At 62.8% G+C, this 25,149-nt stretch carries 27 protein-coding genes and 1 pseudogene; 11 read left to right on the top strand and 17 right to left on the bottom strand.

Translation table 11 applies throughout. From position 1 onward, the window contains the following. Positions 1 to 76: 76 nt before the first annotated feature. The 6 genes from sciP to HPO_RS12870 all read right to left on the bottom strand — a co-directional run bounded on the left by sciP (position 77) and on the right by HPO_RS12870 (position 4,036). Positions 77 to 349, bottom strand: coding sequence for a CtrA inhibitor SciP (gene sciP, locus HPO_RS12895; protein WP_035599569.1), 273 nt, complete (start codon positions 347 to 349; stop codon positions 77 to 79). A 269-nt stretch (positions 350 to 618) separates the two neighbouring features. Then, positions 619 to 1,710, bottom strand: coding sequence for an oxidoreductase family protein (locus HPO_RS12890; RefSeq protein WP_035599487.1), 1,092 nt, complete (start codon positions 1,708 to 1,710; stop codon positions 619 to 621). After that, positions 1,707 to 2,330 (bottom strand): hypothetical protein, encoded by a 624-nt coding sequence (locus HPO_RS12885; protein ID WP_035599484.1) that lies wholly within the window; start codon positions 2,328 to 2,330, stop codon positions 1,707 to 1,709. The genes HPO_RS12890 and HPO_RS12885 overlap by 4 nt, the downstream gene beginning before the upstream one ends. A gap of 20 nt (positions 2,331 to 2,350) precedes the next feature. After that, the gene (proC, locus tag HPO_RS12880; RefSeq protein WP_035599480.1) at positions 2,351 to 3,157 is read right to left on the bottom strand and encodes a pyrroline-5-carboxylate reductase; all 807 of its coding nucleotides are present in this window, start codon (positions 3,155 to 3,157) and stop codon (positions 2,351 to 2,353) included. Between the two features lie 9 nt (positions 3,158 to 3,166). Next, entirely contained in the window at positions 3,167 to 3,670 is a 504-nt protein-coding gene (locus tag HPO_RS12875; RefSeq protein ID WP_035599478.1) for a type III secretion system chaperone family protein, read from the bottom strand. Between the two features lie 111 nt (positions 3,671 to 3,781). Continuing rightward, complete coding sequence (locus tag HPO_RS12870) at positions 3,782 to 4,036, bottom strand: accessory factor UbiK family protein (protein ID WP_035599466.1); 255 nt, start codon at positions 4,034 to 4,036, stop codon at positions 3,782 to 3,784. 75 nt (positions 4,037 to 4,111) lie between these two features. Between HPO_RS12870 and lgt the strand changes: the two genes are divergently transcribed. From lgt to HPO_RS12850, 4 genes are all read left to right on the top strand, one after another. After that, entirely contained in the window at positions 4,112 to 5,059 is a 948-nt protein-coding gene (gene lgt / locus HPO_RS12865; RefSeq protein ID WP_233349295.1) for a prolipoprotein diacylglyceryl transferase, read from the top strand. A gap of 70 nt (positions 5,060 to 5,129) precedes the next feature. Continuing rightward, positions 5,130 to 5,480, top strand: coding sequence for a DUF6713 family protein (locus HPO_RS12860; protein WP_035599462.1), 351 nt, complete (start codon positions 5,130 to 5,132; stop codon positions 5,478 to 5,480). Between the two features lie 25 nt (positions 5,481 to 5,505). After that, positions 5,506 to 6,552 (top strand): class I SAM-dependent methyltransferase, encoded by a 1,047-nt coding sequence (locus tag HPO_RS12855; RefSeq protein WP_035599460.1) that lies wholly within the window; start codon positions 5,506 to 5,508, stop codon positions 6,550 to 6,552. A gap of 68 nt (positions 6,553 to 6,620) precedes the next feature. Continuing rightward, positions 6,621 to 7,625, top strand: a complete 1,005-nt coding sequence (locus HPO_RS12850; protein WP_035599458.1) for an LLM class flavin-dependent oxidoreductase — start codon at positions 6,621 to 6,623, stop codon at positions 7,623 to 7,625. Here HPO_RS12850 and panD read toward each other — a convergent pair. After that, positions 7,619 to 7,975 carry an aspartate 1-decarboxylase gene (gene panD / locus HPO_RS12845; protein WP_035599562.1) on the bottom strand — a complete coding sequence of 119 codons (357 nt, stop codon included), beginning with the start codon at positions 7,973 to 7,975 and terminating at the stop codon, positions 7,619 to 7,621. The two genes, HPO_RS12850 and panD, sit on opposite strands and share 7 nt — an antisense overlap. Positions 7,976 to 8,175: 200 nt before the next feature. On the opposite strand from panD, the gene HPO_RS12840 reads away from it, so the two are divergent. Beyond that, entirely contained in the window at positions 8,176 to 8,712 is a 537-nt protein-coding gene (locus HPO_RS12840) for a pseudouridine synthase (RefSeq protein ID WP_035599456.1), read from the top strand. 103 nt (positions 8,713 to 8,815) lie between these two features. After that, the gene (locus HPO_RS12835; protein WP_035599453.1) at positions 8,816 to 10,102 is read left to right on the top strand and encodes a mechanosensitive ion channel family protein; all 1,287 of its coding nucleotides are present in this window, start codon (positions 8,816 to 8,818) and stop codon (positions 10,100 to 10,102) included. A 60-nt stretch (positions 10,103 to 10,162) separates the two neighbouring features. Here HPO_RS12835 and HPO_RS20310 read toward each other — a convergent pair. The 3 genes and pseudogenes from HPO_RS20310 to HPO_RS12820 form a co-directional block, all read right to left on the bottom strand. Then, positions 10,163 to 11,499, bottom strand: a pseudogene (locus HPO_RS20310) (peptide MFS transporter). 804 nt (positions 11,500 to 12,303) lie between these two features. Continuing rightward, on the bottom strand, positions 12,304 to 12,978 hold the full coding sequence (locus HPO_RS12825) for an SOS response-associated peptidase (protein ID WP_035599446.1): 675 nt from the start codon (positions 12,976 to 12,978) through the stop codon (positions 12,304 to 12,306). 39 nt (positions 12,979 to 13,017) lie between these two features. Continuing rightward, a complete protein-coding gene (locus HPO_RS12820) occupies positions 13,018 to 14,394 on the bottom strand; it encodes a glutamate--cysteine ligase (RefSeq protein WP_051612596.1) in 1,377 nt (458 codons plus the stop codon). A gap of 224 nt (positions 14,395 to 14,618) precedes the next feature. Here HPO_RS12820 and HPO_RS12815 point away from each other — a divergent pair, with 224 nt between their 5' ends. Next, a complete protein-coding gene (locus HPO_RS12815) occupies positions 14,619 to 15,248 on the top strand; it encodes a DUF6891 domain-containing protein (RefSeq protein WP_051612595.1) in 630 nt (209 codons plus the stop codon). Between the two features lie 103 nt (positions 15,249 to 15,351). Here the strand turns inward: HPO_RS12815 and HPO_RS12810 are convergent, their stop codons facing one another. Then, complete coding sequence (locus HPO_RS12810; RefSeq protein ID WP_157532818.1) at positions 15,352 to 15,810, bottom strand: hypothetical protein; 459 nt, start codon at positions 15,808 to 15,810, stop codon at positions 15,352 to 15,354. 127 nt (positions 15,811 to 15,937) lie between these two features. Between HPO_RS12810 and HPO_RS12805 the strand changes: the two genes are divergently transcribed. Further along, on the top strand, positions 15,938 to 16,468 hold the full coding sequence (locus HPO_RS12805) for a dihydrofolate reductase family protein (RefSeq protein WP_035599441.1): 531 nt from the start codon (positions 15,938 to 15,940) through the stop codon (positions 16,466 to 16,468). Here the strand turns inward: HPO_RS12805 and HPO_RS12800 are convergent. After that, positions 16,453 to 17,235, bottom strand: coding sequence for a 16S rRNA (uracil(1498)-N(3))-methyltransferase (locus tag HPO_RS12800; protein ID WP_035599438.1), 783 nt, complete (start codon positions 17,233 to 17,235; stop codon positions 16,453 to 16,455). The two genes, HPO_RS12805 and HPO_RS12800, sit on opposite strands and share 16 nt — an antisense overlap. 117 nt (positions 17,236 to 17,352) lie before the next feature. Between HPO_RS12800 and ubiA the strand changes: the two genes are divergently transcribed. Genes ubiA through HPO_RS12785 form a run of 3 tightly spaced genes read left to right on the top strand, consistent with a single transcriptional unit; the run spans position 17,353 to position 20,010 of the window. Then, positions 17,353 to 18,492 carry a 4-hydroxybenzoate octaprenyltransferase gene (gene ubiA, locus HPO_RS12795; RefSeq protein WP_035599433.1) on the top strand — a complete coding sequence of 380 codons (1,140 nt, stop codon included), beginning with the start codon at positions 17,353 to 17,355 and terminating at the stop codon, positions 18,490 to 18,492. 57 nt (positions 18,493 to 18,549) lie between these two features. Then, on the top strand, positions 18,550 to 19,215 hold the full coding sequence (locus HPO_RS12790) for a DsbA family oxidoreductase (protein WP_035599430.1): 666 nt from the start codon (positions 18,550 to 18,552) through the stop codon (positions 19,213 to 19,215). Positions 19,216 to 19,221: 6 nt separating this feature from the next. Further along, positions 19,222 to 20,010, top strand: a complete 789-nt coding sequence (locus HPO_RS12785; RefSeq protein ID WP_035599428.1) for an enoyl-CoA hydratase/isomerase family protein — start codon at positions 19,222 to 19,224, stop codon at positions 20,008 to 20,010. Here the strand turns inward: HPO_RS12785 and HPO_RS12780 are convergent. From HPO_RS12780 to HPO_RS12760, 5 genes are all read right to left on the bottom strand, one after another. Beyond that, a complete protein-coding gene (locus HPO_RS12780; RefSeq protein ID WP_035599425.1) occupies positions 20,007 to 21,803 on the bottom strand; it encodes an ABC transporter ATP-binding protein in 1,797 nt (598 codons plus the stop codon). The two genes, HPO_RS12785 and HPO_RS12780, sit on opposite strands and share 4 nt — an antisense overlap. After that, complete coding sequence (locus HPO_RS12775; protein WP_233349293.1) at positions 21,784 to 22,902, bottom strand: inositol monophosphatase family protein; 1,119 nt, start codon at positions 22,900 to 22,902, stop codon at positions 21,784 to 21,786. Before HPO_RS12775 ends, HPO_RS12780 begins: the two co-directional genes overlap by 20 nt. Continuing rightward, positions 22,889 to 24,235: a TldD/PmbA family protein gene (locus HPO_RS12770; protein ID WP_035599422.1), complete on the bottom strand. Its 1,347-nt coding sequence runs from the start codon at positions 24,233 to 24,235 to the stop codon at positions 22,889 to 22,891. Before HPO_RS12770 ends, HPO_RS12775 begins: the two co-directional genes overlap by 14 nt. 107 nt (positions 24,236 to 24,342) lie before the next feature. Beyond that, positions 24,343 to 24,729, bottom strand: coding sequence for an MAPEG family protein (locus HPO_RS12765; protein ID WP_035599420.1), 387 nt, complete (start codon positions 24,727 to 24,729; stop codon positions 24,343 to 24,345). A 110-nt stretch (positions 24,730 to 24,839) separates the two neighbouring features. After that, complete coding sequence (locus tag HPO_RS12760; protein WP_035599546.1) at positions 24,840 to 25,115, bottom strand: hypothetical protein; 276 nt, start codon at positions 25,113 to 25,115, stop codon at positions 24,840 to 24,842. Positions 25,116 to 25,149: the final 34 nt, after the last annotated feature.

Genomic DNA, 25,149 nt, shown 5'->3' with positions numbered 1-25,149 from the left:
TAGACCTGAGGCCCTGGCACATCCGGAGAGGCTAGAATCCTGGCCCTAAGGCCGGGTTAACGTAGCTAATACCGGATTAACGCCGGTATTGCTGAAGGCGGGTGGTCCGCAGACCCTTGGCACCGTGACGGGCATAAAGGCGTTCCCACGCTTCATATTCCTCGTCGGTGAGGTTGTAGCGTTCGCAGGCAGCTTCCCGGGTGAGCAGGCCACCGGTGACGGCAGCGACGACCTCAGCCTTGCGGCGGGTCACCCAGCGGGAAATGTTCGGCGAAGGCAGATCGGCCAGAGTCATCTTCTGGCCGTCCGGCCCCTTAACGCTGATGGGGCGAGCGTTCTGCATGTCCATGTGCATTACCTATTCCTGGCGATGGCACGACTCCCGGCTTCTCCGGGGGTCCGTAAGGTGCACCATACACACACGGCCTTAAGCCCTGCCCTAACCTCGAAAGTCAGTTTGGCAGGCTCTGTTAGGACAGTGTTTGGAAAGCTGTTTCAGCGCGGGACGAAGGCGGGATTCCTGCCTTTTTGCTGCCCGGAAGATGACAACTCGGAAAGAAAAACCGCCCCACGAGGGGGCGGTGTTAACGGCGCGGATCAGGAAATGAACGCTTCGGCTCAAACCAGCGTTCGCAGCAGCTCCAGCGAGCTATTGTCGCGCACCTGGGCGCAGTGACGGCGCAGCATGGTGAGGAACATCTCGTCGCCGCGTTCGGTCTGCTTCACCAGCATCGCGGCGGCAAAAGCCACCGAGATTCCATAGAACGCAAACCAGCGATAATGCTGAAGGAGATCTTCAAAGCTGTAATTGGTGACGCCTTCGGCTTTCAGGCAGTCATGATAGTAGCGCAGCAGCTCCATCTCATGTTTCGGGCGGTCTTCGCGCGTCAGGCCCGCGCCGATGAAATAGGCCACATCGTTGGCGGGCGCGCCCTTGCCGGCCGTCTGCCAGTCGACCACGGCCAGCGGCTTGGTGGCGCCGGGCGGGCCGAACAGCATGTTGTCCAGCCGGAAGTCGGAATGCGTCAGCGCGAAGGGGCCGGTATAGACATCGCCCCATTTGGTGAGGCTGCCGGCATAGGCGTCGCCGATCTCGATGATGTCTTCGTTGATATGGGCGGCGTAACGCTGCTTGAATCCACCCCAGAGCGCGGCAACCTGTTCCGGCCCAAGGCCCGGCGGAGGCGCCTTGGCGGAGCCCTGAAGCCAGTCATAATCGTCCAGCGTGGGATCTTCCCAATGGGCCGCATGCAGCACGGCAGCCGCAGACAGGGCAAGCTTCGCCTCAACCGGATGACAGCCCTTCAGCTGGTCGCCCTGCACGGAGGGCGACATGTCTTCCATGATCAGCGCAAAGCGGTTGGTTGCCTCGTCATAATCCGTATACAGCGCGTTTGGCGTGATACGTCCGGCAACCTTCGGGAAGGTGCGGTAGAAGAACACTTCGCGCTTGTAATGGTTCAGCACCTTTGCGGTGGCAAGGCTCGCTTCGCTAGCCGAGGGAAACTTACCTACGAGCGTCTTGGGCGCGCCGGGTCCGGCTTTGGCGTATTCGAAGACAAAGCGCACATTCTCGCCGATCTGCCCTGTGCCGATCGATTTGGAAGTCAGCGACTTCACTTCGGCATCAATGCCGATCTCCGCAAACAGCGTGTTGAACCACTCGGGCCCAAGCTCCAGCGGATTTGTGTCCAGTCCGGGACGGCTCATTCTTCCCCCTTGTCAGGTTTTTCTGTTGTTTCTGTCGTCTCTGATTTTCCGGTGAACCGGCGCAGCTGTCCGAGGCGGTCTTCGGCATGGCGCAGGCCCTTGTCCAGCGCGGCCATGGTGAGGGCAAAGTCTGCGCTTTTTTCCCGGCGCCAGGCGCGTTCGGTACTGGCAATTACGAACGCGATCGCGATGCGCTTCAGGCTGGCGGGTGCGCCACTATCATCATCGAGACCTGCTGACGCCAGCGCCCACGCCGCGCTGGCATGACGATGGACCGGCAGGCGCACGACATGGCTGAGCGATGCTTCCCGGAATTTCATCAGCTCACGGAGGCCGGGCCGGTAGGGCTCCATCGCCTCGAAGCGTTTCATGATCACGTCAAAAAGACGCTCCCGGCCCGATACATCCTCAGGTACCCCATCGGCAGACATGGCCCGGTCAAAATAGCCGTCCATCGCCTCGACGATTTCCTCGCGGCCACCGGCGCCGTGGAACTCCTGCAGCGTAAGACCCGCCTTCGCGGCGATCTCTGCCAGCGTGATCTGTGACCACGGTATCTCCGCAGCAAGCTCCAGCGCAGCCAGCAGTCCGGTCTCGATGACTGAATGGGCGGCGGGCACCGGAACTCCTCCTGTTGAGGTCAGTCCGCCTCTTGTGACAGCTGCCGGTCTCGGTTGGCGGCTGCGTTCAGGGCGTCCTTGAACAAGGCGGGCATCCCACCTGTGTCCATAAGGATGTCAAGAGCCGCCTGGGTGGTTCCGCCGGGTGAGGTGACGGCTTTGCGAAGCGCTTCCGGGGTGTCGCCGCTTTCCGCCATCAGGGCGGCCGCGCCTTCCACCGTGCGCCGGGCAAGGCTCATGGCAAGGTCCTCCGGCAAGCCCTGGGCCACGCCGGCCTGCGCCATCATCTCAGCCAGAAGGAAGATATAAGCTGGCCCCGAGCCGGAGAGCGCCGTGACCGCCGACATCATGTCTTCCGCCACCGGCCCGTGAACTTCGCCGAGCGGGGCGAGCAGCTCGCGCGCGGCCGCAAGGTCTGATGGCTTTGCCGCTTCCGGCGCAGTGAACACCGTCACGCCGCGCCCGATAGCGCCCGGCGTGTTGGGCATTGAGCGGATCACCCGCTCCGTACCCAGCCGGCGAGACAGCTGCGCCAGACGTACGCCCGCCATAATGGAGATCGCCACCGACCCGGGGCCCACAAATGACTTTGCCTGTTCGGATACAGCCGCAAACTGCTGCGGCTTCACCGCCAGCACGATGATGCTGCTTTCAGAAGGCGCGGGATTGAGCTGGATGCGCCCCTGATCGGCCAGCGCCCTGATCTCGTCTCTGGGGGAAGGCTCGACCACGGATATCTCCCGCGCCGGGCCTTTCAGCCAGCCATGCAGCAGCGCCGAGCCCATACGGCCCGCGCCCACAAGGGTCAGAGACGCCGCCTTGCCCACCGCCTCAGCTCAGGCTTCGCCGTGGGTTTCAAACATCACCGCATCAATGGCGTCGCGCGGGGACTTGCCAGCCCAGACAAGGAAGTTGAACGCCGGAATGAACCGGTCAGCGGCGCTGACCGAAGCGGCCATCACAGCACGCACTTCGCCGTCGGACAGCTCGTCGCGGCCCTCCATCGGGAAAGTGTAGCGGAAGACGATCACGCCATCATCCGCCCAGAAATCGAAATGGCCGAGCCACAGGCGCTCATTGGCCAGCATCACCAGCTCGTTGATGGCGGCGCGCTTGCTCTCCTGGGGCTTCACATCAAGCGTCATGGAGTAGTGAACGGCGGCCGGCTCCGGCCGGTAGGCGAACAGCGCGCCCATATCGCCCCAACGTGTCTCGGCGACGACCTGCAAGGTGCCCTCATCGTCGCGCTCGGCCGGCCAGCCGGCGGCTTCAAGCACATCTTCAACAACATCCAGGGGGTCGATCACTACAAGATCGCTGCGGCTAAGTTCCAGGCTCATCTTGGGGCCTCCGCGTTGAGATTTATACACGCTGCCGGATTCGCTCCCGAAATCCAACAGCACTCAACGCCGGGCGCACCGGCGATGTCAAAGTTCATAAGCAGTTAACGGTCAGCTTTCAGTGGATTTTCCCGCTTCGAGCGCAGCAACCCGCGCCTCCAGAGCCTCCACACGCTCCAGCGCTGCCGTGGCGATGGCCTTCAGCGCTTCCACTTCATCGCGCCCGGCAAGGTCCATATCCGCGATCAGGGCCCGCACCCGGGCCTGCGCCGCAGTCTTGGCTTCCTCGCCCGCTGCGCGGGCCGCGCCGAGGGCGCCGGTCATCAGGCCTGCGATGTCATCAAGCAGTGGATTTGTGCTGGCCATGCGGCTACTCCTTCGCGCCGGGTGTGCTGGTGGCCTATCAGATAAGGTGCCGGCCAGACAGGGAAAAGACGCCGCATGACCGAACTGCTCGCCGCACTGACGATTTTCATGGGCGATACCGCTCTGAAATTTCCCGAATGGAGCCCGGCGCTCTTTTCCATCGACTTCAGTTTTCTCGGCCTCGGCACCTTCCATCTGCGCTGGTATGCGCTTGGCTACATCGCCGGCATCGGCCTTGCCTGGTGGTATGGTAGCCAGCTGCTGAAGCGGCCGGAGCTTTTCGGTGGCACCGCGCCGCTGACGAAGGACGGCCTTGATGACCTGATGTTCTGGATCATCATCGGCATCATCCTGGGCGGGCGGCTCGGCTATATCCTATTCTACATGGTGCCCTACCAGATGGACGTTCTGGCGGCTGATCCGATGGCGATCCTGCGTATCTGGGATGGCGGCATGGCCTTCCATGGCGGCATTGCAGGGGTTGTGGTGGTTCTGGCCTGGTTTGCCATCAAGCGCGGCGTGAACCTTCTCTCCGTGGGCGACATTGCCGGGGTGACTGCCCCTATCGGCATCGGGCTCGTCCGCATCGCCAACTTCACCAATGCCGAACTCTACGGCCGCCCCACCGATGCACCTGTCGGCATGGTATTCCCCGAAGGGTATGTGCCCGGCTCCACCCCGCCAGCCTACAATTGGGAAACGGGCGACTGGGTGTATCGCGGCGACGAACTCGCCCGCCATCCCAGCCAGCTTTACGAATCCGTGCTGGAAGGCTGGCTGCCGCTGCTGGTGCTGTCGATCCTGATCTGGAAGTTCGGCGCCCTGAAACGCCCTGGCCTGGTGGCAGGTCTGTTCCTGCTGTTTTACGGCTTTGGCCGGTCGATTGCCGAGAACTTCCGCGAGCCGGATTCCTTCGTCAGCGGCCTGCCCGGTTGGCTGACCATGGGCATGATCCTCTCCACACCGATGTGGCTCGGCGGCGCCTGGCTGGTCTGGAATGCGCTGCGTCCCCGAAAAATCTGAGTTTACAAAGAGTTAATCGGCCGACATAGATGACTTCTGGGCTCCTGAGCAGTTCGGGAGGGTTGGCGATATGGGTACTCAAAGCCTTTACAGGCTCACAGCGGCATGCCTGATCACGCATGAGCTGGAACTTCTCCTCCTGCGGGAGGGGCATATCTTCCATGGCGCCGCCACACCGCTTGGCCAGGCCCTGCTGTGTACGCATCTGGCCATCGTGCTGGGCCTGCTCATCGTCGCCGAGGTTAGCCGCAGCACCCTTATCCGCGCAGGCCTCTGCGTGTTTGCGGTGCTGCATGTGGGCCTGCACTGGCTGTGCCGGCATGATCCCGTCAACTCAGCGGCCTCGATCGTTTCCTGGGTGCTGATCCTGCTGGCGGGCGTGTTCGGAGCGGCCTATCTGGTGCCGCAGAAGGCGCGCTAGGCGCCGCAGACGCTTCAGGAATGCCATGACCCTTGAAGAAAGGCTGATCCGCCTGATCGAAACCGACGGCCCGATCCCGCTATCGGCCTACATGCAGATCGCCCTGCATGATCCCCAGGATGGGTATTACGCCGTCCGCCCCGGTCTTGGCCGCGACTTCACCACAGCGCCGGAAACCAGCCAGATCTTCGGCGAACTGATCGGTCTCTGGATCGTGCATGAGTGGCGTGCCCTGGGCGAGCCGTCTCCGTTCAACCTGGTCGAAATCGGCCCCGGCCGCGCGCTGCTGCTGCATGATGCCCTGAAGATGGCAGCGCTCGCGGGCGGACAGGCTTTCCTGGACGCCTTGCAGCTGACCCTGATCGAGCCCAGCCCTGCCCTGCGCCTCGTCCAGACCGAGCGCCTGCAGCGCTTTGCCCCGCAATTTGTCAGCCAGCTTTCCAGCGTGCCCGCCGGGCCGATGCTGCTGGTGGCAAACGAATATCTCGACTGCCTGCCCGTGCGCCAGTTCCACCGGGATGGCGAGCGCTGGCGGGAATGCGTGGTCGGCCTGTCTGCCGAAAGCCGTCTCGTGATGGGCCTGGCCGCAGACGAGCCCCGCCCGCCGATGGGCACGGCGCTTACCGGCAATGTGGTGGAAGTGCAGTCCGGCCTCGACCTGATCATCGCCGACCTTGCCACGCGCGCTGCGCCCTTCCGCGCGCTGTTCGTAGACTACGGGCCAGCAGACCGGGCGCCCGCCGATACGCTGCGCGCCTACCGGGAAGGCCGCCAAGTTTCGCCGCTTGAAGCGCCCGGCCTCTGCGACCTGACGGCGGATGTGGACTTTGGCCGCTTCGCGCGCCTCGCGGCCTCTGCCAATCTGGATGTCAGCGGCCCCACTCCGCAGGGCATGTTCCTGCTGGGCCTTGGCGCGCAGGCCCGTCTCAACCAGCTGATCAAGGCCAATGAGGACGAAGCCGAAGCGATCTACACGGCCGCCCAGCGCCTGATCGATCCGAAGGAAATGGGCGAACGGTTCAAGGCCATCTGCCTGTCCTCACCCGGCCTGCCGAAGCCGGCGGGGTTCTGACGCCGCGACAGCCTTGGGATCAGCGCTCGAATGCCTATCTAGTGCGGACTATCCTGAAGGAGCCTGTCTTGGCTGAAATTTCCCTGCTCGAACTTGGCCGTGTGCGCGAAGGCTTCACCCGCGCCGATGCCCTGCACGAAGCCCGCCGCCTCGCCCAGCATGCCGAAGCCTGTGGCTACAAGCGTTTCTGGGTCGCCGAGCATCACAACATGGCGGCCGTTACCACCGCGGCCACATCTCTAGTCATCAGCCATATCGCGGCCGGCACCAAAACCATCCGCGTCGGCGCCGGCGGCATCATGCTGCCCAACCATGCGCCCTACATCATCGCAGAACAGTTTGGCACGCTCGAAGCGCTCTATCCCGGCCGGATCGATCTTGGCCTTGGCCGCGCGCCCGGCACCGACCAGCTGACCCTGCGCGCCCTGCGCGTGCATCCGGAAGAAGCCGAACGCTTCCCGCAGGATGTCGTGGAGCTGCAGATGTGGCTCGGCCCCGTGCAGGAGGGCCAGCGGATCGAGGCTGTGCCCGGCTCCAACTCCAATGTCCCGCTCTGGATTCTCGGCTCCAGTTTGTTCGGTGCCCAGCTCGCCGCAGAGCTTGGCCTGCCCTACGGCTTCGCCTCCCACTTCGCCCCGCAGGCGCTCGACCAGGCCCTCGCCACTTACCGCTCGCGCTTCAAGCCGAACGAGAAGATGGCAAAGCCCTATGCGCTGATCGGCGTGAACATCATCGCGGCGGAAACCGATGAAGAGGCCCGCTACCTTGCCACCTCGCAGCAGATGTCCTTTGCCAACCTGGTGCGCGGCCAGCGCAAGCTGACCCAGCCGCCGATTGACGACATCGACACCTACTGGACCCCGCAGGAACGCGCCCAGGCCTCCGCCATGCTGAACTTCAGCATCATCGGCGCCCGGGATACCGTCCGCAAAGGCGTCGATGCCCTGCTGGAACGTACGCAGGCTGACGAGCTGATGATTGTGTCGGACATGTATGATCCCGAAAAGCGCCGCCGCTCGGTCGAGATCATTGCTGAGGTCATGGGGAAAAAGGTGGGCGCGTCCGCTTACTGAGCGCGCTTGATCTCGTTGCCTTCGCCCAGCAGCACCACTGTCGGGGCATGCTGGCGGGCTTTTTCCGCCTCGACGCCGCAGAAGGCCGCGATGATCACCGTATCGCCAACCGCGAAGTGACGCGCCGCCGCGCCATTGACGCCGATGGTGCGCGACCCGCGGGGGGCCTCCAGCGCATAGGTCTGAATGCGCGCGCCATTGGTCACATTCCAGATATCCACCTTCTCATGGGGCAGAATGCCGGAAGCATCGAGCAGATCCTGATCGATGGATACCGAGCCTTCATAGTGCAGATCACACTGGGTGACAGTGGCGCCATGAAGCTTTGCTTTGAGCATGCTGAGGATCAAGATCGGCCTCCAGAACATCATGAGCGCTTTTGCTCATAACGAGAATATGGGGTCGCCCCATCGCGGAGCAAGGGCTTATTGCATTGCAATATGCGGGCCGTAAAGCCGCGGTATGTAAACAGATACATTACCTTTTCGGCAGGCAACGCATTGGCACAGGGCCTTTACGGAGGGGTATATCCCGAGGCAAACGGGCGGCCATGACCCTTATCCTGCTTAACAAGCCCTATGGCGTCCTCAGCCAGTTCACCGATGAGGGTAGCGGCAAGCCGACGCTGAAGACATATATTCCCCTGCCCGGCGTCTACCCCGCCGGCCGGCTGGATTTTGATAGCGAAGGCCTTCTTATCCTCACCGATGACGGGCGCGAGCAGGCCCGGATCGCCGACCCGAAACACAAGATGCCGAAAACCTACCTGGCACAGGTCGAGGGCATTCCCTCGGAAGACGCCCTCGAAACGCTCCGCCGCGGCGTTGATCTGAAAGACGGCCGCACCCGCCCCGCACGCGCGCAGATCATCCCAGCGCCCGAAAATCTCTGGCCGCGCGATCCGCCCATCCGCTACCGGAAATCGGTGCCGGACACGTGGATCGAGCTGACGATTACCGAGGGGCGCAATCGCCAGGTACGGCGGATGACGGCCGCTGTGGGCCACCCAACCCTGCGCCTCATCCGCATACGGATTGGAGAATGGGACGTCGGCAAACTCGCGCCCGGCGAGTGGCGCGAAGCGTAAAACACCGGAAAAACTGAAAAAATACAGCCCCAGCGGTTAACATTGTCACCTTCAAGGCCTAGGTGCCAGCGCAGGAAACCGAATCCAGGCAAGGGGACTGATAATGACGGCTCCACCCGTGGTGAATGAACTTGGCAGCTGGTGGGACCGCAACGCGCCCGGCTGGGCAACCGATGCGACCGACTATATCGCCAGCATCTGGAATGAAGGCGCCTATGGGCTGACCTTCGGTCAGATCATCACCGTGTTCCTGATCATGGGCTTTGTGATCATCGTGCGCGGCCTGTTCGCCCGCACGCTGGTCGTCTGGATCACAAACTGGGCGGCGGGGTCGAACACGAAAATCGACGACGCGCTCGTCAAGGCGATTTCCACCCCGCTGAAGATTATCCCGATTGTCGCCGGCATCTATGCCTCGATCCAGGTTCTGGATGTCGACCCCACCGTTGAACTCTATGCCAGCCGCATTATCCAGTCGATCGTTACACTGACGATCTTCTGGTCGCTCTCGCGTGCTGCACGCGTGCTCGAATATGTGCTGGGGGATGTGAAGCAATCCCTCTCCGGCCCCGCTGTGGACTGGATGATCAAGGCGTTGCAGTTCATTCTTGTTGCGCTTGGCCTTGGCGCCGTGGCCCAGCAATGGGGCATCGCGGTAGCCCCGCTGCTCGCCGGTCTTGGCGTGTTCGGCATCGCCGTTGGTCTCGGCGCGCAGGATCTTTTCCGCAACCTGATTTCCGGCCTGCTCATCATTGGCGAGAAGCGGTTCGTTCCCGGCGAATGGATCCTTGTTGATGGCGTGGTCGAAGGCACAGTGGTGCAGATCAATTTCCGCTCCACCCTGGTGCGCCGGTTTGATCAGAGCCCGGTCTATGTGCCCAACTCGAAGCTGGCCGATGCCGCCGTCACCAACTTCACACGCATGACGCATCGGCGCATCACCTGGGCCGTGGGCGTGGAATATTCCACCACCGTGGATCAGCTCAGAGCGATCCGCCAGGAAATCGAAGACTGGCTGATGAACGATGACCGCATCGCCAAGCCTCCCGAAGTGGCGCTCTTCGTACGCGTCGACAAGTTTAACGCCAGCTCGATCGATTTCCTCATCTACACCTTCACCAAAACCACCATTTGGGGCGAGTGGCTGAAGGTGAAGGAAGATTTCGCCTATGCCGTGATGGACATCATCGAGCGCAACGGCGCCGCCTTCGCCTTCCCGAGCCAGACGATCTACTTGAACCAGCCCGACCCGCCGGAAATCATGACCCCGCCGGAAGGCAGAAGCCCCGCCAACCGCCTGCCGCCGCCCTCCAGCGGCCAATCCGGCGCGCAGGGCTCCACCAGCGCAGAGGCATCGTCAGACAGCGAACTCGGCGAAGACAACAGCTGAAACGCAAACGGGGCGCCCCATCGGAGCGCCCCTTTTTATTTCCGACAGCCATCGCTGCGTTCAGTTATGCCCGACGGAGTCTGTGCTCAGGGGGCGCTCCTCGATATGCGTTTCCGCCATCCAGCGCTTCACGATGGGAGCCATCAGCAACATCAGGAAGCCGATGACCATGCCGATGTATCCGATGGACGAGAACACCTGGATATAATTCGATTTGGCGCCTGCCACATCGATAATCTGTCCACCGACAGTTTCTGCGCCTGCCGCTGCCGCGATCACGCCGGACATTGCGTTGCCCAAGCCTGAATAGACAAACCACGCAGCCATGAACAGGCCGACCAGAGAGGCTGGCGCCAGCTTCGTCATGGCCGAAAGGCCGACGGGCGAAAGCATCAACTCGGCCATCGTGTGGATCCAGTAAATGGCGAAGATAAAGAATACCGGCGTCAGCGCCGCGGCCCCAACACTGGACATACCGCCGACCAGCACGAGATACCCAAGCCCCGCCCCGAACACGCCAATGGCAAATTTCACCGGCGTTGACGGCTCCCAGCCGCGCCGCGCCAGCCACACCCACAACCAGGCCACAAGCGGCGCAAACAGGAAAATGAAGCCGGCGTTCAGCGACTGGAACACCGGCGTGGGAACATTCCACCCGAAGATGTTGGTATCGACCAGACGGCTCGTCACCAGGGTCAGCGAAGAACCCGCCTGCTCAAACAGTGACCAGAACGGGATCTGCGCGATGGCAAAATACACCGCTGCCCACATCCGGGTGCGCGCCGCGCCTTTGAGGCGGACTATCGAGTAGCCGATCAGGGCCACGAACATGCCGATGCCCGTGATCATTGCCAGCGTATTGACGATCCCGGCATTCATCAGCAGCGCGACAGACACAGCCACGATCAGCAGGGCCGATGTGTAGCATGCCGTTTCGATGGTAATCACGCCAAGCACCTTCTCGCGGAGCTTTTCCGGCGAAGGTGGTTCTGCCTTCCCGTCCAGCCAGGGTTGCCCCCACTGGAATACGATCAGGCCGAACAGCATGCCCAGCCATAGACGATGCCGAGGATACCGCAGGTCCAGGTTGCGAGGAACGAACCGAGGTTGATCCCCATATAGAACAGGGTGAACCCGCCATCGCGCCGCGGGTCACCTTCCGGGTAAAGATCACCAACGATTGTGGAAATGTTCGGCTTGAGGAAACCGACACCGGCAATGATAAGTGCCAGCGAGATGTAGAGAATGTTCACGTACAGCGACTGCTGAACAACCACTGTGGAGTAAGATCCGTGCCCAAACACGGCAACCGGTGAGGACGTGTCCGGCTGGCCCGCTGTCGTTGCATCGGCCAGCACGAGGATGTCGGTTTCGCTCCGCTCGACCAAGGGCACCATCTGGCCGAGGCGCTCGACCATCATGCCTTCATCGGTTTCTTCAACGTGGAGCCGCTCGCCGTTCAGGACAAGAACAGTCTCAGGCTCAGGACCGGCACAGCCAAGGTTCACCAGCGCGCAGATGTTCTCGATGAAGCCGCGCGTGCGGCGCTGGATTTGGTAATCGCCCACGCCGGCATCATCGACAGGCAGAATGCGCTCATCGCCCAGCGTTGCAAACTGCGTGGAGTCGAAAACCACCCGGCGTGTTTCGCCCTCATAATCCACAAACAGCTGGCGGCGGTTATCCCGGCCCTCTGCCTGAACTTCAAAATTGCCTGCTGAGGTAATCAGCGTCTCGCGCGATCCGCTGCCCTCAAATGCCATCCCGAAATGGCCAAGCACCAGCAGGATCGCCCCAAACGTCACCGCCTTGCGCTGGCCAAGATACTTGTCTGACAAGACCCCGCCGACAATCGACATGATATAGACCAGCGCAATATACGCGCCGTAGATCACGTTCGACCGCTCGTCCGAAAACAGGAAATGCTGCGTCAGGTACAGCAGCAGCAGGCCGCGCATCCCGTAATAGGAAAAGCGTTCCCACATCTCGGTGAGAAAGCAGATTACCAGTCCCCTCGGATGACCCAGAAAGCTCTTTTCCGAAGGCGGCACAGTCATATCTGTCACGTGTAGGCTCCCCAGCGCACTGAAACTCTATGCCGGCGCGCCGTGGCGGGCCGAATTGTGTCAGAGGTTTGACCATGCCCCGCCCTGCCGCTCAAGGCAGTTTCTGCCGTTAGGTCCGATAGATGCGGTCGCCGCTTACACCTCGTCCAGCAATCCGGGGTAATTATTGCTCACCTTGCCAACCGCCGGGCCAATCGGCCAGGCATCCATATCCTCATTCGGGAAGGGCTCGAACAGGCCGGAGGGATCGCCGGAACGGGGGTGCAGCCAGTGGTCATAATCCTCCGGCCGCAGGATCACCGGCATCCGGTCATGGATACCCGCGGTGAAGTCATTGGGTTTGGTCGTCAGGATGGTGAAGCTCTGAAGCTCCGAGCCATCAATCAGCGCGGCATCCCACAATCCCGCCACGCAGAAATTACGGCGATTGCGCAGGCGAAAGACAAACGGCGTCTTCGTCTTTCCCTGCACCGACCATTCATAATACCCCGATACCGGCACCAGGCAGCGTTTGTGCCGGAACGCGCCGCGAAATGCCGGCTTCTCCGCCACCTCTTCGGCCCGCGCATTGATGCTGATCGCCCGCCATTCCTTCAGCGGTTTGGTCCACCAGCTCGGCACCAACCCCCAGCGCATGGGCGCCATCTCGCGGGCAGATCCATCGTAATTGAGGCGCACAATCGGCTGAATGGCCGTCGGCGCGATGTTCCAGTTCGCCTCGGGCGGCGCCACGCCGGGAATGGACAACACACCCAACCAGGAGAAAAACTCCTCCCAGCTCACCTCTTCGCGGAAATACCGACCACACATGGATTTCAGGCTACCGGGCGCCTCCGGCGCGCGCCAGTCTCAATAGGCCTCTTCGGCGAACACCTTGCGCACGTCGCGGTTCCACGGCCCGTAATAGCGTTGCAGCAGGCGCTCAGCCGGTGTCACGCCCGAGGCGGCAATCTCGTCCAGCCCGGTGAGGAAGCCCGTTTCATCGTCGCCCGCCGCAGACAGAACGCGCCCTTTGAGGCCCGCCCGGCTGATCTCCAGCACGTCCTTTGCCAGATCCTGCATCGTCCGCCCGCCAGGAACCGGCGTCTTCAGGCCCAGGGTGCGCACCGACTGGCGCATTGCCTCACGCTCTGCCGCGCTCCAGCCTTTGACGAGGTCCCACGCCGCATCCAGCGAAGATTGCGAATAGAACAGCCCCGTCCAGAAGGCAGAGAAGGCGCACAGCCGGTCCCATGGCCCGGAATCAGAACCGCGCATCTCAAGGAAACGCTTCAGGCGCACTTCGGGGAAGATGGTCGAGAGGTGGTCGGCAAAATCATCCATCGCCGGTTTCTCGCCCGGCAGGATGGGCAGCTTGCCCTCCAGAAAGTCACGGAAGCTGAGGCCGGACGCATCCAGATACTTGCCGCCCCGGCGCACGAAATACATCGGCACATCCAGCGCGTAATCCACATAGCGCTCAAACCCGAACCCGTCCTCGAACACGAAGGGCAGCATGCCCGTCCGGTCCGGGTCCAGGTCGGTCCAGATATGCGAGCGATAGGAGAGGAAGCCGTTCGGGCGCCCCTCCAGGAAAGGCGAATTGGCAAACAGGGCCGTGCCCAGCGGCTGCAGCGCCAGCGACATGCGGAACTTCTGAACCATATCCGCTTCGGAGCCGAAATCGAGGTTCGCCTGTACGGTGGACGTGCGGAACATCATCTGCCGGCCAAGGCGGCCCACCTTGTCCATATAGGCGGTCATGATCTTGTAGCGGCCCTTGGGCATCACCGGCGTTTCCGCCATGCTCCAGATCGGGCTGGCGCCGAGGCCAATGAAGCCGATGCCCAGCGGCTCGGCAATCTCACGCACCTCGGTCAGGTGGCGGCCCACTTCCACGCAGGTCTCGTGGATGGATTTCAGCGGCGCGCCGGACAGCTCGAACTGCCCGCCCGGCTCAAGACTGACGCTCGCGCCGTCCTTCTTCAGGCCGATGAGGTATCCACCCTCAAGAATGGGGTCCCAGCCAAACCGGTCCCGCATGCCTTCCAGCATCGCCAGGATCGAGGCCGGCCCCTCATAGGGCAGCGGTTTCAGGCCATCCCAGATGAAGCCGAATTTCTCGTGCTCGGTGCCGATTGCCCAGTCGCTGCGGGGCTTTGCGCCCCCTTCCATATACGCGACCAGTTCGCGTTTGCCGGAGATTCGCGGCGAGGCTTCGTCGATGTCGCTCGTTGGCGTGGTCATCGCGGCGCGCTCCTGAAACAGTTTGTCCGGCTCGGGACATAAGGCTGAAATGAGGCAACGCCAACGGGGGAATGCAAAATCTTGAACGGGAGCGTCATTATTTCCGCCGGAAGGCGCCAGTCCGCTGCGCCCTTCGCTGTGGAAATCGCCCGGTCGGCCCCGTTCCAAACTGCCCCTAGCGGGGGTATCGTGTCCCCGCCACCGCCCGCCTAAGGAGCGCCCGAATGCCCGGAATGTCCGCGGAAGACCGTGAATATCTCCAGCAGACTGCCCGCATCCTTGTGCGCAGCGGGTACGACCCGCTCGAATATATCGAGGAATCCCTCCTCGAAATGGCCGGGGATTCCGATGGCACCCTCTCCGAGCGGGACTTGCGGATCGAAGCTCGCAACGCCCTGATCCGCGCAGTCGCGGAGCTGACGCAGGAACAGGCAATATGGCCCGCCCTCACCGACTATGACCGCCTGAAAGCCGCCCTCGACACGCTCGAAACCGAAGGCATCGTCACGCGGGAAAACTTCTCCTGTTGCGGCACCTGCGGCGCAGCTGAGATCGGCGCCGAAATCGAAGACTTCGCCGCCGAAACCGGCCGCCCCGCCACCGGCTACGTCTTCTTCCACCAGCAGGACACGCAAAACGCCGTCGACGGCCACGCCCTGCACTTCAACTACGGCACCGCCTCACCGGACTGGACCGAAGCCAAATCCCTCGCCATCGGCCAGCGCCTGTTCGACGCCCTCAAATCCGTCGGCCTCACCCCAGACTGGGACGGCACCATAGACCGCCGCGTCGCCGTCTCCCTCACCTGGCAACGCCGCTGGGAAGGCCAGACACCGAAGCCGATCAAGCGGTAGTTTTTCTAGATTTGAGGTCAATCAACAGGCAACGCCACACAAACGGTGCCAATCTTGATCTTTACACGCTCATATCCGAGCGTGAGTGATCGCTTGTTCCTCGCTACCTTTTATTGGGCACCGGCGGGTATAAAGCTGCAGAGGAAACGCCAACAAATATGCCCATGGTGGCCGTTATGATCCAATAGGAAGGCGGAAGTATACCGGGGTCAAAATTAGTCACACTGGCTACCCACACTGCCATGTAGATAACCGAGACGGCGGCAGACAGCCACGGGATGATGGGTGCATTCTTGGCGCTGATTAAGCGGTGCGCGATGCCCACAAAAATGAATGCGACTGCCGGGTAAAGCGTAAATAGGAATATCGTCAGGCTTCCGGTGAATGCGGCCAATATGGCCGATTGCAGATTTGTATCCACATATATTCCCCAAGCAGCAGGATCAGCCGACTGCGAACCAACAAGCAAGTGCACCGCAAGACAAAACGACAGCAAGAAGTACTCAGCACATTTCTGAGTAACAAATGCGAGCGTGAAACTTTCAAAGCGCCAAGTGTGCATGAAATATGGTCTCTTGCTGGATAGTCCCGCAGGGTAAAATGTCGGGGCCAGCAAAGCGAGGCCCACCCTCCTCCTTCGCCTATCTCTACGATCCACGCAAACAATCTCTATCAACAGAGGGGCCCCCATGGCCAAACTCATCTACGCCCTGAACCAGTCTCTCGACGGCTATGTCGATCACATGGAATTTGCGCCGGATGCGGATCTTTTCCGGCACTTCATCGAAGATGTGGGCGCGTCGGCGGGCACAATCTATGGCCGCAACATGTATGAGGTGATGCGATACTGGGATGAGGAACATCCCGGATGGGACGCGCCCGAGCGCGAATATGCAGAGGTGTGGCGCAAGCAGCCCAAATGGGTCGTGTCCGGATCATTGAAATCGGTCGGCCCGAACGCCGCGCTGGTTTCGGATAATCTGGAAGCCACGGTGCGCGATCTCAAATCCCGGCTCGACGGCTATATCGAAGTCTCCGGCCCGCGACTCGCCAACAGCCTCACGCAGCTTGGCCTCATCGACGAATACCGGATCTACCTCCACCCCGTCGTGCTCGGCAAAGGCGCCCCCTATTTCGCCGGGCCCCGCCCGCGCCTGCGCCTCACCGCAACAGACCGCATCGGCGCAGACGTGATCCGCCTCACTTACGTGCCGGCCTGATCCCAATCCCCGCACACCGCCTGCCACAGCGTCATCGCCGAGATCGCCGCCGTCTCCGCCCGCAGGATGCGCGGACCAAGGCTCACCGGATACGTCTCGGCGCGGCTGAGCAGGAAGGCGCGCTCGCCGGGGGTGAACCCGCCCTCCGGCCCGGTGAGGATCGCGGCAGGGCGCCCTTTGAGCCCCTCAAGCACCTCCAGCATCGGCCGCGCCCGGCCAGTCTTTCCACCCCAGGGGGCCTCGGCCTCGTCGCCCGCCTCGTCACAGAAGATCACCGCCATGCCCTCCGGCAGGGCGTCCAGCGCCGCGTCGAGCGTGGCTGCTTCGAGGATCTCCGGCAGGTCCAGCCGCTCGGTCTGCTCGGCGGCTTCCAGCGCGATCTTGCGGAACCGGTCGGTGCGCACCGTCCGCGTCTGGGTCCGCTCGGTCAGCACGGGCACCATCCGCGCGGCGCCGAGCTCGGTCGCCTTCTCAATGATGAGGTCGGTCTGGTCCTTCTTCACCGGGGCGAAAAGCAGGGTCAGATCTGTCCGGATTTGTCCATCTTGTGTCCGGATTTGTCCTGTGGGTGTCACTTCCGCGCGCTTGCCGGATGCCTTTCTGACCGCCGCTGTCCACTCCCCGTCGCGCCCGTTGAACAGGCGCACCGGCGCGCCATCTTCCAGCCGCAGCACGCGCAGCAGATAGTTCGATTGCTCGTCATCCAGCACAATCACACCAGATGCCACCAGCGGCGCATCAACATAAAGACGGGGGATCGTAGCCATCCCCGCGCTATAAGCTGCGCCTGCGCCCCTGTTAAGGTGTGGCCTTTGCGCAACTTCCTGTGGTTTTGAAATCACAACCCGTGCGAGTGCATTTCAGATGCTCTATATCTCACTCTGATGAGCACGCCGCAAACACCTGAAACCCCCGGGAATTTCGCTGTTCCCGCCGATTCCGCCCTCCCCGGATGGCTCGGAAGCCTGCCGAAAGCCTGGCAACCCTACGCCATGCTGGCGCGGCTGGACCGGCCGGTGGGCGTGTGGCTCCTGTTCCTGCCCTGCGTCATGGGCCTCGGCTTTGCCCGCTTCGGCACGGGGCTGCATCCCATCGATCTGCTCTGGATTGTCCTCTTCCTGATCGGCGCCATTGTCATGCGCGGGGCCGGCTGCACCTGGAACGACATCACCGACAAGGAGTTCGACGCCAAGGTTGCCCGCACCGCCGCCCGGCCGATCCCGTCTGGGGCGGTTTCAGTCAAGCAGGCTTACCTTTTCCTGCTGGCGCAGCTTGGTATCGGGTTCCTCGTCTGGCTCGCCCTGCCCTGGGACGCGAAGATCACCGCCCTGCTGGCCCTGCCGCTGGTGGCGATCTACCCCTACACCAAGCGCGTTACCTGGTGGCCGCAGGCCTGGCTCGGCCTCACCTTCAACTGGGGCGTTCTCGTCGGCGCGGCCACCGCCAGCGTCATCACCCCGCCCACCTACCTCCTCTATTTCGGCCTGGTCCTGTGGACGATTGCTTATGACACGATCTACGCCCTGCAGGACCGCGAAGACGACGCCCTGATCGGCGTGCGGTCCACAGCGCGCCTCTTCGGCCGGCAGGCCGTGCTGATCTCCTTCGGGTTTCATCTGGGCGCCGCTGCCCTGATCGCACTGGCGGCCTATGCCCAGGGCGCCGGGCGGCTCGGCGCGGTGACAGCGCTCGCCTTCCTTGCCCATGGCGCCTGGCAGGCCATCACGCTGAAAACCAGGGGCGAGGAAAAAGCTCTCGCCATGTTCAAGGCCAATGTTCAGGCCGGCAGCATCGTGGCTATCGGTTTCCTGATCGCCGCCATGGTGCCGCAAAGCTCCGGCAGCCGTGTCTTTGCGGACCATGAAACCGTTCCGCCAGCCGTTGACATGCCGTTCGGCCTCAAGCCGGCGCAGCCTTCCGCCCCGCGTCATCCCTACACCTGGTTTGCCAGTGATCTGGAGAAAGCCCTGGCTGCAGAGGCGGAGAAGCGCGGAGACCCCGGCGCGCCCTCACCCGAGCAGTGACGCGGCCATATCCTGCGCTATAGTCCTTTCGAGCCCGCTGCCAGAAGGACACTGCCCATGACCGTCGCCATTGAAATGGTCTCAGACCTTGTCTGCCCCTGGTGCTGGCTGGGCCTGCGCCGCATTGAGGCCGCCCTCGCGCGCACGCCGGACATCAAGGTGCAGCTGCTGTTCCGGCCCTATGAACTTGACCCGACCATTCCGGCAGCAGGCGTCGACTACAAGGAATACATGGGTAGCCGCGTCACCTCACCGGAGGGCAAGGAGCGGATGGCGATGATGCGCCAGGCGCTGGTGGATTATGGCAATGCCGAAGACATCCCCTACCGGTTTGACGCCATTACCCACCGCCCGAACAGCTTTGACGCCCACCGCCTCGTCCGCTGGGCACAGGGCCAAGGCAAAGGCGCCGCCGCAAAGGAAGCCCTCTTCCGCGCCTATTTCAACGAAGCCCGGGACATTGGCAGCCATGATGTCCTCATAGATGTGGCCCGCTTGATTGATCTGGACCCGGATATTGTCGCCGACCTGCTGAAATCCGGAGCGGACGTCGAGGCGACCCGTCAGGAAGCAGACATGTTCCGCCAGATGGGCATTTCCGGTGTGCCCACCTATATCGCCAACCGGCGCGTCGCCGTGCAGGGCGCCGAAAGCGCGGAGAAGCTGGACCGTTTCATCCGGCACGCGGCCAGCCAGTTGCCGCAAGAACGCCCGGCAGGCTGATACAAAATGGACCTTGTGCGAATCGAAACAGAAGGCCGCATCGCCACCGTGTCGTTCGACACTGGCTCAAAAGCGAACGCCCTCAGCCAGAAACTGATGCGTGAACTGACGGAATCAGCAAAGCGCTTTCACGGCGATCCGGCGATTTCTGCCGTCATTCTCACCGGCCGCGCCGATAACTTCACCCTTGGCGCTGATCTGAAAGATCCCGAAGGTGTGGATGTCCGCAAGCTCGGCTATTCGGAACGCCGCATCCGCCTGCGCAATGGGCCGGATATGTGCGCCGCCTGGGAACAGGTGGACGCGCTGACAATCTGCGCCATCGAAGGCTGGTGCGTCGGCGGCGGCGCTGCGCTCAGCGCATTCTGCGACCTGCGCGTTGCCTCTTCAGAGGCCACCTTTTACGTTCCCGAGGTCGAGCGCGGCATGAATATGAGCTGGGGCTCCATCCCCCGCTTCGTCGCGCTGGTCGGCCCGGCACGGACGAAGCGCATCGCGGGTCTCTGCGAAAAGATTGGCGCTGAGACAGCGCTGTCCTGGGGGCTCTATGATCATCTCGCCTCGCCCGGAAGCGCCCTGGCCAAGGCAAGGGAGATTGCGGCCTCAGCGGCAAAACTGCCGCCAACGGCGCTGAAGATGGTGAAGCAGGACGTGAACATCGCCGCCCTCGCACTGGCCCAGGCCACCGCACACCGCGATCTGGAGGCCTTTGCCCTCATGCAGCAGACGGATGATTTCCGTGAAGGCGTCAAAGCCTTCTTCGAGAAGCGCGATCCGGACTTTACCGGCGACTAGCTGAGCTGCAACTCCACCAGCCGGCGATAAGCGCCGCCGGCCGCCATCAGCGCGTCATGCGTGCCCTCTTCCACGGCGCGGCCATCTTCCATCACCACGATCCGGTCTGCCGCGCGCACGGTGGAGAGGCGGTGGGCAATGATCAGCACTGTGCGCCCCTTGCCGAATTCCGCCAGCGCGGCCTGCACCTTCGCTTCGCTTTCAGCGTCCAGCGCGGAGGTCGCCTCGTCCAGCAGCAGGATGGGCGCCCCACGCAGGATGGCGCGGGCGAGCGCCACGCGCTGGCGCTGACCGCCCGAGAGATTGCGCCCCATCTCGCCGGCCGGCGCATCATATCCTCCCGGCAGCACACTGATGAAATCATGCGCATTGGCGGCCCGCGCCGCCGCCTCGATTTCGGCGCGCGAAGCGCCTATACGGCCAAGCGCAATATTGTTGGCGATGCTGTCGTCAAAGAGAGCGGAGTCCTGCGCCACAAGACCCATCTGCGCGCGCAGGCTGGCGCCCGTCACATCGCGCACATCCCCGCCGTCGACCGCCACGCTGCCTGCTGAGGCATCATAGAGCCGCATGAGCAGGTTGAAGACGGTAGACTTGCCCGCGCCGGACGCCCCCACGATCGCCACTGTCTCTCCCGGCTGGGCCGCAAAGCTAAGCCCCTTCAGCGCGACCGTCCCGTCCGGATAGGCAAAACGAACATCCCTGAACCCAATTTCCCCGCGAACACCGCTCAGCGTTTTTGCACCGGCGCGGTCTGCCACCTTGGGCGCTTCGTCGACGATCTCGAACACGCGGTCAGCGGCGGCGGCGCCTTCCTGCGCCACGGCGCTGATGCTGCCGAGGGCGCGCACTTCGGGCGCTGCAATCGCAATCGCCCCGATGAAGCCCAGCAGATCGCCCAGCGTGCTCTGCCCTTCTGAAATCCGCCAGGCCACGAAGCCGAGCAGCGCGGCGAGCGCAAAACCGCCGAACACTTCCAGCACGGGATCAACTCCTGCCCGCTTGGATAGAACCTTCAGGAAAAGGCTGGAGCGTTCAGCAAAGCCCTTGTTTGCTCGCGCCTTCTGCCAGTCCTCAAGCCCGTAGGCCTTGACGACACGGGCAGACTGCAACCCCTCCGTCAGCAGAGAGGTTATCTCGCCTGTCTGTTCCTGCGCCCGTTTGGACCGTTTGCGCACGGAGTTTCCGAGCGAGACAACCGGGCCCAGCGCCAGCGGGTAAACCACCGCAATGATCAGGGCGAGTTGCCAGTCCTTCCAGAACAGCCAGATGAGAACGCCGATTATGGTCGTCAGGCTCTTGGCGAAGTTGTTGGCAAAGCGCAGCGCCGCCTCGCGGATGGCCACCACATCATTGATGAAGCGCGAAACGAACCCGCCCGACGCATCGCCTGCCACACGGGCAAAGTCTCCATCGGTGAGCGCATCATATTGAATGCTCTGCACACCCACGAGGCCGCGTTGAACGCCGGTATTGTTGAGCAGAGTCATGCCATACATCGACAGGGCGCGCGCGATCGTCAGCAGCACGATGGCGATGATGCCCGCCCAGATCCAGGCCAGCGGCGCGGCCTGGCCGGCGGCCTGCCGCTCGATGCCCGCCTGCAGGCCGTTGCCGACATAGTCCAGCACCGCCACGTAGCCGATGCTGCACACCGCCGAGAGCACGGCGAGCAACGTGCCTGCAATAAACCAGCCCCGCTGCGGCCAGAAATGCGCCTTGAACAGCCGCGTCAGCGAACGTTGCCGGGCAGCCTTTGGCGCAGGAGGCGTATCAGACGTGATGATGGTCACCCGTGGCGGGGTCCAGCAGCTTGTGGGCGTGCAAGATGAAATAGCGCATTTCGGCCTGGTCTACCGTGCGCTGCGCCGCTGCTTTCCAGGCGTCGTAGGCTTCCTGATAGTTGGGGAACGCACCAATGAAGTCGATCTGGGAAAGATCTTCGAATTCAACGCCGGTCACATCCTTCAGCTCACCGCCGAAGACGATATGCAGCAATTGTTTGCCGGTGTTCGCACTATTCATCCGTTTTGGCTCCGTTGGGACAGGCAGGGGTTGGTCGGCTCGCGCCTGAGGGTCTGGGATTTTCACCACTTCTGCGCGGCGCACTAACAAAGGATGCAGCGCGTTTCCAGAGGCCACGACACTGCGCTGCGCGGGCACGGCCTGATTGAACACCAGCGGCTCCCCCAGATGCGTGGTTGCCCGCCCGCCTGCCTCAGTAACGAGCACGGCGCCGGCGGCCACATCCCAGTCTGCCTTTTCGCCCAGAACCAGGGTTGCGTCCCAGTCCCCAGCGGCCACGAAGGCCATCCGCAGTAAGGTGGCATTCGGCTTGGGCCGGGCCAATTCAACGGTAGGCCACGGCTCCGGCCAGGAAGGATGGGTCACCACGCCGTCATTGGCGATCAGGCGCAGCCCCTCCTCCTGCTTGCGTTGAGAGGCGCGCAGGACACAGCCATTGCGGAAGGCGCCGGCGCCCTTGCGGGCCGAATACATCTGGCCCAGCGCCGGCGCGTAGAGGACGCTCGCCACCGCTTCGCCGTCCTCCACAATGGCCAGCGCAATGCACCAGTGCGGATCGCCATTGATATAGGCGCGGGTGCCATCGATGGGATCGACCACCCAGACACGCGACTTTGCGCGTGCCGCCGGATCGTCCAGAGTTTCTTCGGAAAGCCAGCCATATTCGGGCCGCGCCGTCTGGAGCTGATTCAGGCAGAGCCGGTTGACGGCAAGGTCTGCTTCGGTGACGGGGCCTTTGCCGCCGGTCTTGTTCCAGGCTTCGGCGCCGCCTTTCAGCGTGTAAGAGAGGGCCAGATCGCCCGCCTCCTTGGCCAGCGCCAGCATCAGTTCAAGATCCTGCGTGAGGGTCCGATCAGCTGCCTGCAAGGTTCATGTCCTCAATGAGGATCGACGGTGCGTCGCGCGTCGAGCGCAGTTCAAGGTCATTCGCCGGGATCATCCGGGCAAACATTGACGGCAGGTCGCCGGCCGCGGTCACCTCGGAGACAGGCCAGGCAATCTCCCCGCCCTCAATCCAGAAACCGGCCACACCCACCGAATAGTCACCGGTATTGGGGTTGATCGAGGGGCCGAACATGTCGGTCACGAGGAGGCCCTTGCCGATCTGCTTGGCCAGGGCGCCGGGGCTGTCCTTGCCGGGGCGCAGATACACGTTGGAGGTCGCCACGCCGGGCGGATCGCCGAAGCCGAGCGAAGCAAAGCCGTTGGACTGGAGGCCCAGCTGGCGCGCGGACGGCAGGTTCAGCAGCCAGGTCGTCAGCTTGCCGTCTTCGATGAGATGGGTTTCAGCCACGGGAAGGCCTTCGCCATCATGCACGCGGCTACCCATGCCGAGGGGGCGGAACGGGTCGTCCGTGATGTAGATGCCCTTGGCAAATACCTGATCGCCGAGGCGATTTTTCAGGAAACTGACCCCACGGGCAATGGAAGGGCCGGAAATGGCGCCGAGCAGCGCGCCAATCAGGCTGTCAGACACGCGGCGGTCAAAGATGACGGCGGCTTTCTGGGTCTCGATCTTGCGGGCGCCGAGGCGGGCGATGGTGCGCTCACCGGCTGTCTTGCCGATCTCTTCCGCGCTGGGGCGGTCTTTGGTGAAGCGGACCGACCAGCTGTCATAGTCCCGCTCCATCTGGCCGTTCTTTTCGGCAACGGCAGAGAGGCCGAGACTGGTGGAGGTGCCGGTCTTGTAGGCGCGGAAGCCGTTGGTGGCGGCAACCCAGCGGGCGGAGCGGTTCCAGGAGGCGCCGCAGCCGGCCACCGTCTTCACGCCGGGAACGGCAAGGGCGGCGGCTTCTGCAGTGATTGCTTCACGTTCCAGGGTTTCAGCGGAGATCTCCGGCTCTCCGGAAAGGTCCAGATCCGCCGCGCCGGTGATGAGTTCTTCAGGGGTGGCAAGGCCACAGAATTTATCTTCGGGAACGGCTCTGGCCATGACAACGCAGCGTTCGGCGAGAGCCTTGAGGCCGTCGCGGCTGAGATCGGCGCCGGAGACGCTGGCCTGGCGCTTGCCGAAGAAGCAGCGCAGGGCGATGCTGGCGCTCTCTTCACGTTCGATGCTCTCGAGCTTGCCATCGCGCACGGAAACGCTGACGCCATCGGCGATTCCGAGGCGGGCATCGGCAGCGTCAGCCCCGGCCTTGCGGCACTGGTCGAGCAGATCGGAGAGGGTTTTTTCGGGGGAAATTTCGGAATCAGCCATCTTGCGTAAATGGACCGCACCGGGCCTGGGTGCAACAGGCCCGATGCGCACCGGGGACGGTCAGGTCCGGTCACCTGATGGACAAATCCGGACAGCTGCGGACAAAATCAGGACAGCCCGAGCCAGATCACGGCCACACCGGAGGCCAGCATGCCCAGCCAGGTAAGCACCATGCCAAGCGCCCGCGGCGCCATGATATTGCCCGACAGGCCGATGCCGTGCAGCACCCGGCCGAAGGTGAAGACTCCGCCGATGGCATGAACGCCCCAGAGCGGCGCGCCGAGGCTGGCCGCGATGAACAGACCGAGCATGGTGGCCGGGATGTATTCGGACGCATTGCCGTGGGCTCGGACGCGAACCTCGAGGTCAGGATCACCGCCCGTGCCGAGGGAGACCTGCGCCGACCGGCGGCGGCCAACCACCCGGAAGGACAGGAACAAGAGAATGAGAATGTTGACGCCAGAATAGATGGCAGCCGCAGCGCTGGGTGTCATGACCCGTATTCCTCCCGGTTGGTGGTATCGATTGTTATGAAAATGCCGCCAGGTGGCGACACCTGACGGCATATGATCCTGAGTCTGGCCGGTTGTGACCAGGGCCGCGTTTACATATCGCGGCGGGCGTCCGGCAGGCGGTCGTTGATGTCGTCGCGGATGTCCAGCAGCGTGACGATCAGGCCGCAGATGAGACTGGCCGCAACCCAGCCGCCAAAGGCGAAGACTGCAAAATCAGCCAACTGGGCCAGGCCACCCGACAGGCCCAGCAATTCGTTCGTGAACTCGCCCTTCTGGTAAATGCCGAGGGCAATGCCACCGATGATGATGGAGATATAAGCGACATACACCATCGTTCGGAAGCTGTTGATAATAATGAACTTCATGGACATCCCCTTCCTGTTTCAGTCCCATTCTAGG

It is taken from the genome of Hyphomonas polymorpha PS728, assembly GCF_000685315.1.
GTDB lineage: Bacteria > Pseudomonadota > Alphaproteobacteria > Caulobacterales > Hyphomonadaceae > Hyphomonas > Hyphomonas polymorpha.
Note: the sequence above shows the minus strand (reverse complement) of the source record. Positions and strands in the feature narration are given on the sequence as shown.

Bases quoted from the DNA above. Each gene is read 5' to 3' on its own strand.
- sciP (WP_035599569.1), bottom strand. From the start codon at position 349: ATGGACATGCAGAACGCTCGCCCCATCAGCGTTAAGGGGCCGGACGGC.
- HPO_RS12890 (WP_035599487.1), bottom strand. From the start codon at position 1,710: ATGAGCCGTCCCGGACTGGACACAAATCCGCTGGAGCTTGGGCCCGAG.
- HPO_RS12875 (WP_035599478.1), bottom strand. From the start codon at position 3,670: ATGAGCCTGGAACTTAGCCGCAGCGATCTTGTAGTGATCGACCCCCTG.
- HPO_RS12870 (WP_035599466.1), bottom strand. From the start codon at position 4,036: ATGGCCAGCACAAATCCACTGCTTGATGACATCGCAGGCCTGATGACC.
- lgt (WP_233349295.1), top strand. From the start codon at position 4,112: ATGACCGAACTGCTCGCCGCACTGACGATTTTCATGGGCGATACCGCT.
- HPO_RS12860 (WP_035599462.1), top strand. From the start codon at position 5,130: ATGGGTACTCAAAGCCTTTACAGGCTCACAGCGGCATGCCTGATCACG.
- HPO_RS12855 (WP_035599460.1), top strand. From the start codon at position 5,506: ATGACCCTTGAAGAAAGGCTGATCCGCCTGATCGAAACCGACGGCCCG.
- HPO_RS12840 (WP_035599456.1), top strand. From the start codon at position 8,176: ATGACCCTTATCCTGCTTAACAAGCCCTATGGCGTCCTCAGCCAGTTC.
- HPO_RS12835 (WP_035599453.1), top strand. From the start codon at position 8,816: ATGACGGCTCCACCCGTGGTGAATGAACTTGGCAGCTGGTGGGACCGC.
- HPO_RS12825 (WP_035599446.1), bottom strand. From the start codon at position 12,978: ATGTGTGGTCGGTATTTCCGCGAAGAGGTGAGCTGGGAGGAGTTTTTC.
- HPO_RS12820 (WP_051612596.1), bottom strand. From the start codon at position 14,394: ATGACCACGCCAACGAGCGACATCGACGAAGCCTCGCCGCGAATCTCC.
- HPO_RS12815 (WP_051612595.1), top strand. From the start codon at position 14,619: ATGCCCGGAATGTCCGCGGAAGACCGTGAATATCTCCAGCAGACTGCC.
- HPO_RS12810 (WP_157532818.1), bottom strand. From the start codon at position 15,810: ATGCACACTTGGCGCTTTGAAAGTTTCACGCTCGCATTTGTTACTCAG.
- HPO_RS12805 (WP_035599441.1), top strand. From the start codon at position 15,938: ATGGCCAAACTCATCTACGCCCTGAACCAGTCTCTCGACGGCTATGTC.
- HPO_RS12800 (WP_035599438.1), bottom strand. From the start codon at position 17,235: ATGGCTACGATCCCCCGTCTTTATGTTGATGCGCCGCTGGTGGCATCT.
- ubiA (WP_035599433.1), top strand. From the start codon at position 17,353: ATGAGCACGCCGCAAACACCTGAAACCCCCGGGAATTTCGCTGTTCCC.
- HPO_RS12790 (WP_035599430.1), top strand. From the start codon at position 18,550: ATGACCGTCGCCATTGAAATGGTCTCAGACCTTGTCTGCCCCTGGTGC.
- HPO_RS12785 (WP_035599428.1), top strand. From the start codon at position 19,222: ATGGACCTTGTGCGAATCGAAACAGAAGGCCGCATCGCCACCGTGTCG.
- HPO_RS12770 (WP_035599422.1), bottom strand. From the start codon at position 24,235: ATGGCTGATTCCGAAATTTCCCCCGAAAAAACCCTCTCCGATCTGCTC.
- HPO_RS12765 (WP_035599420.1), bottom strand. From the start codon at position 24,729: ATGACACCCAGCGCTGCGGCTGCCATCTATTCTGGCGTCAACATTCTC.
- HPO_RS12760 (WP_035599546.1), bottom strand. From the start codon at position 25,115: ATGAAGTTCATTATTATCAACAGCTTCCGAACGATGGTGTATGTCGCT.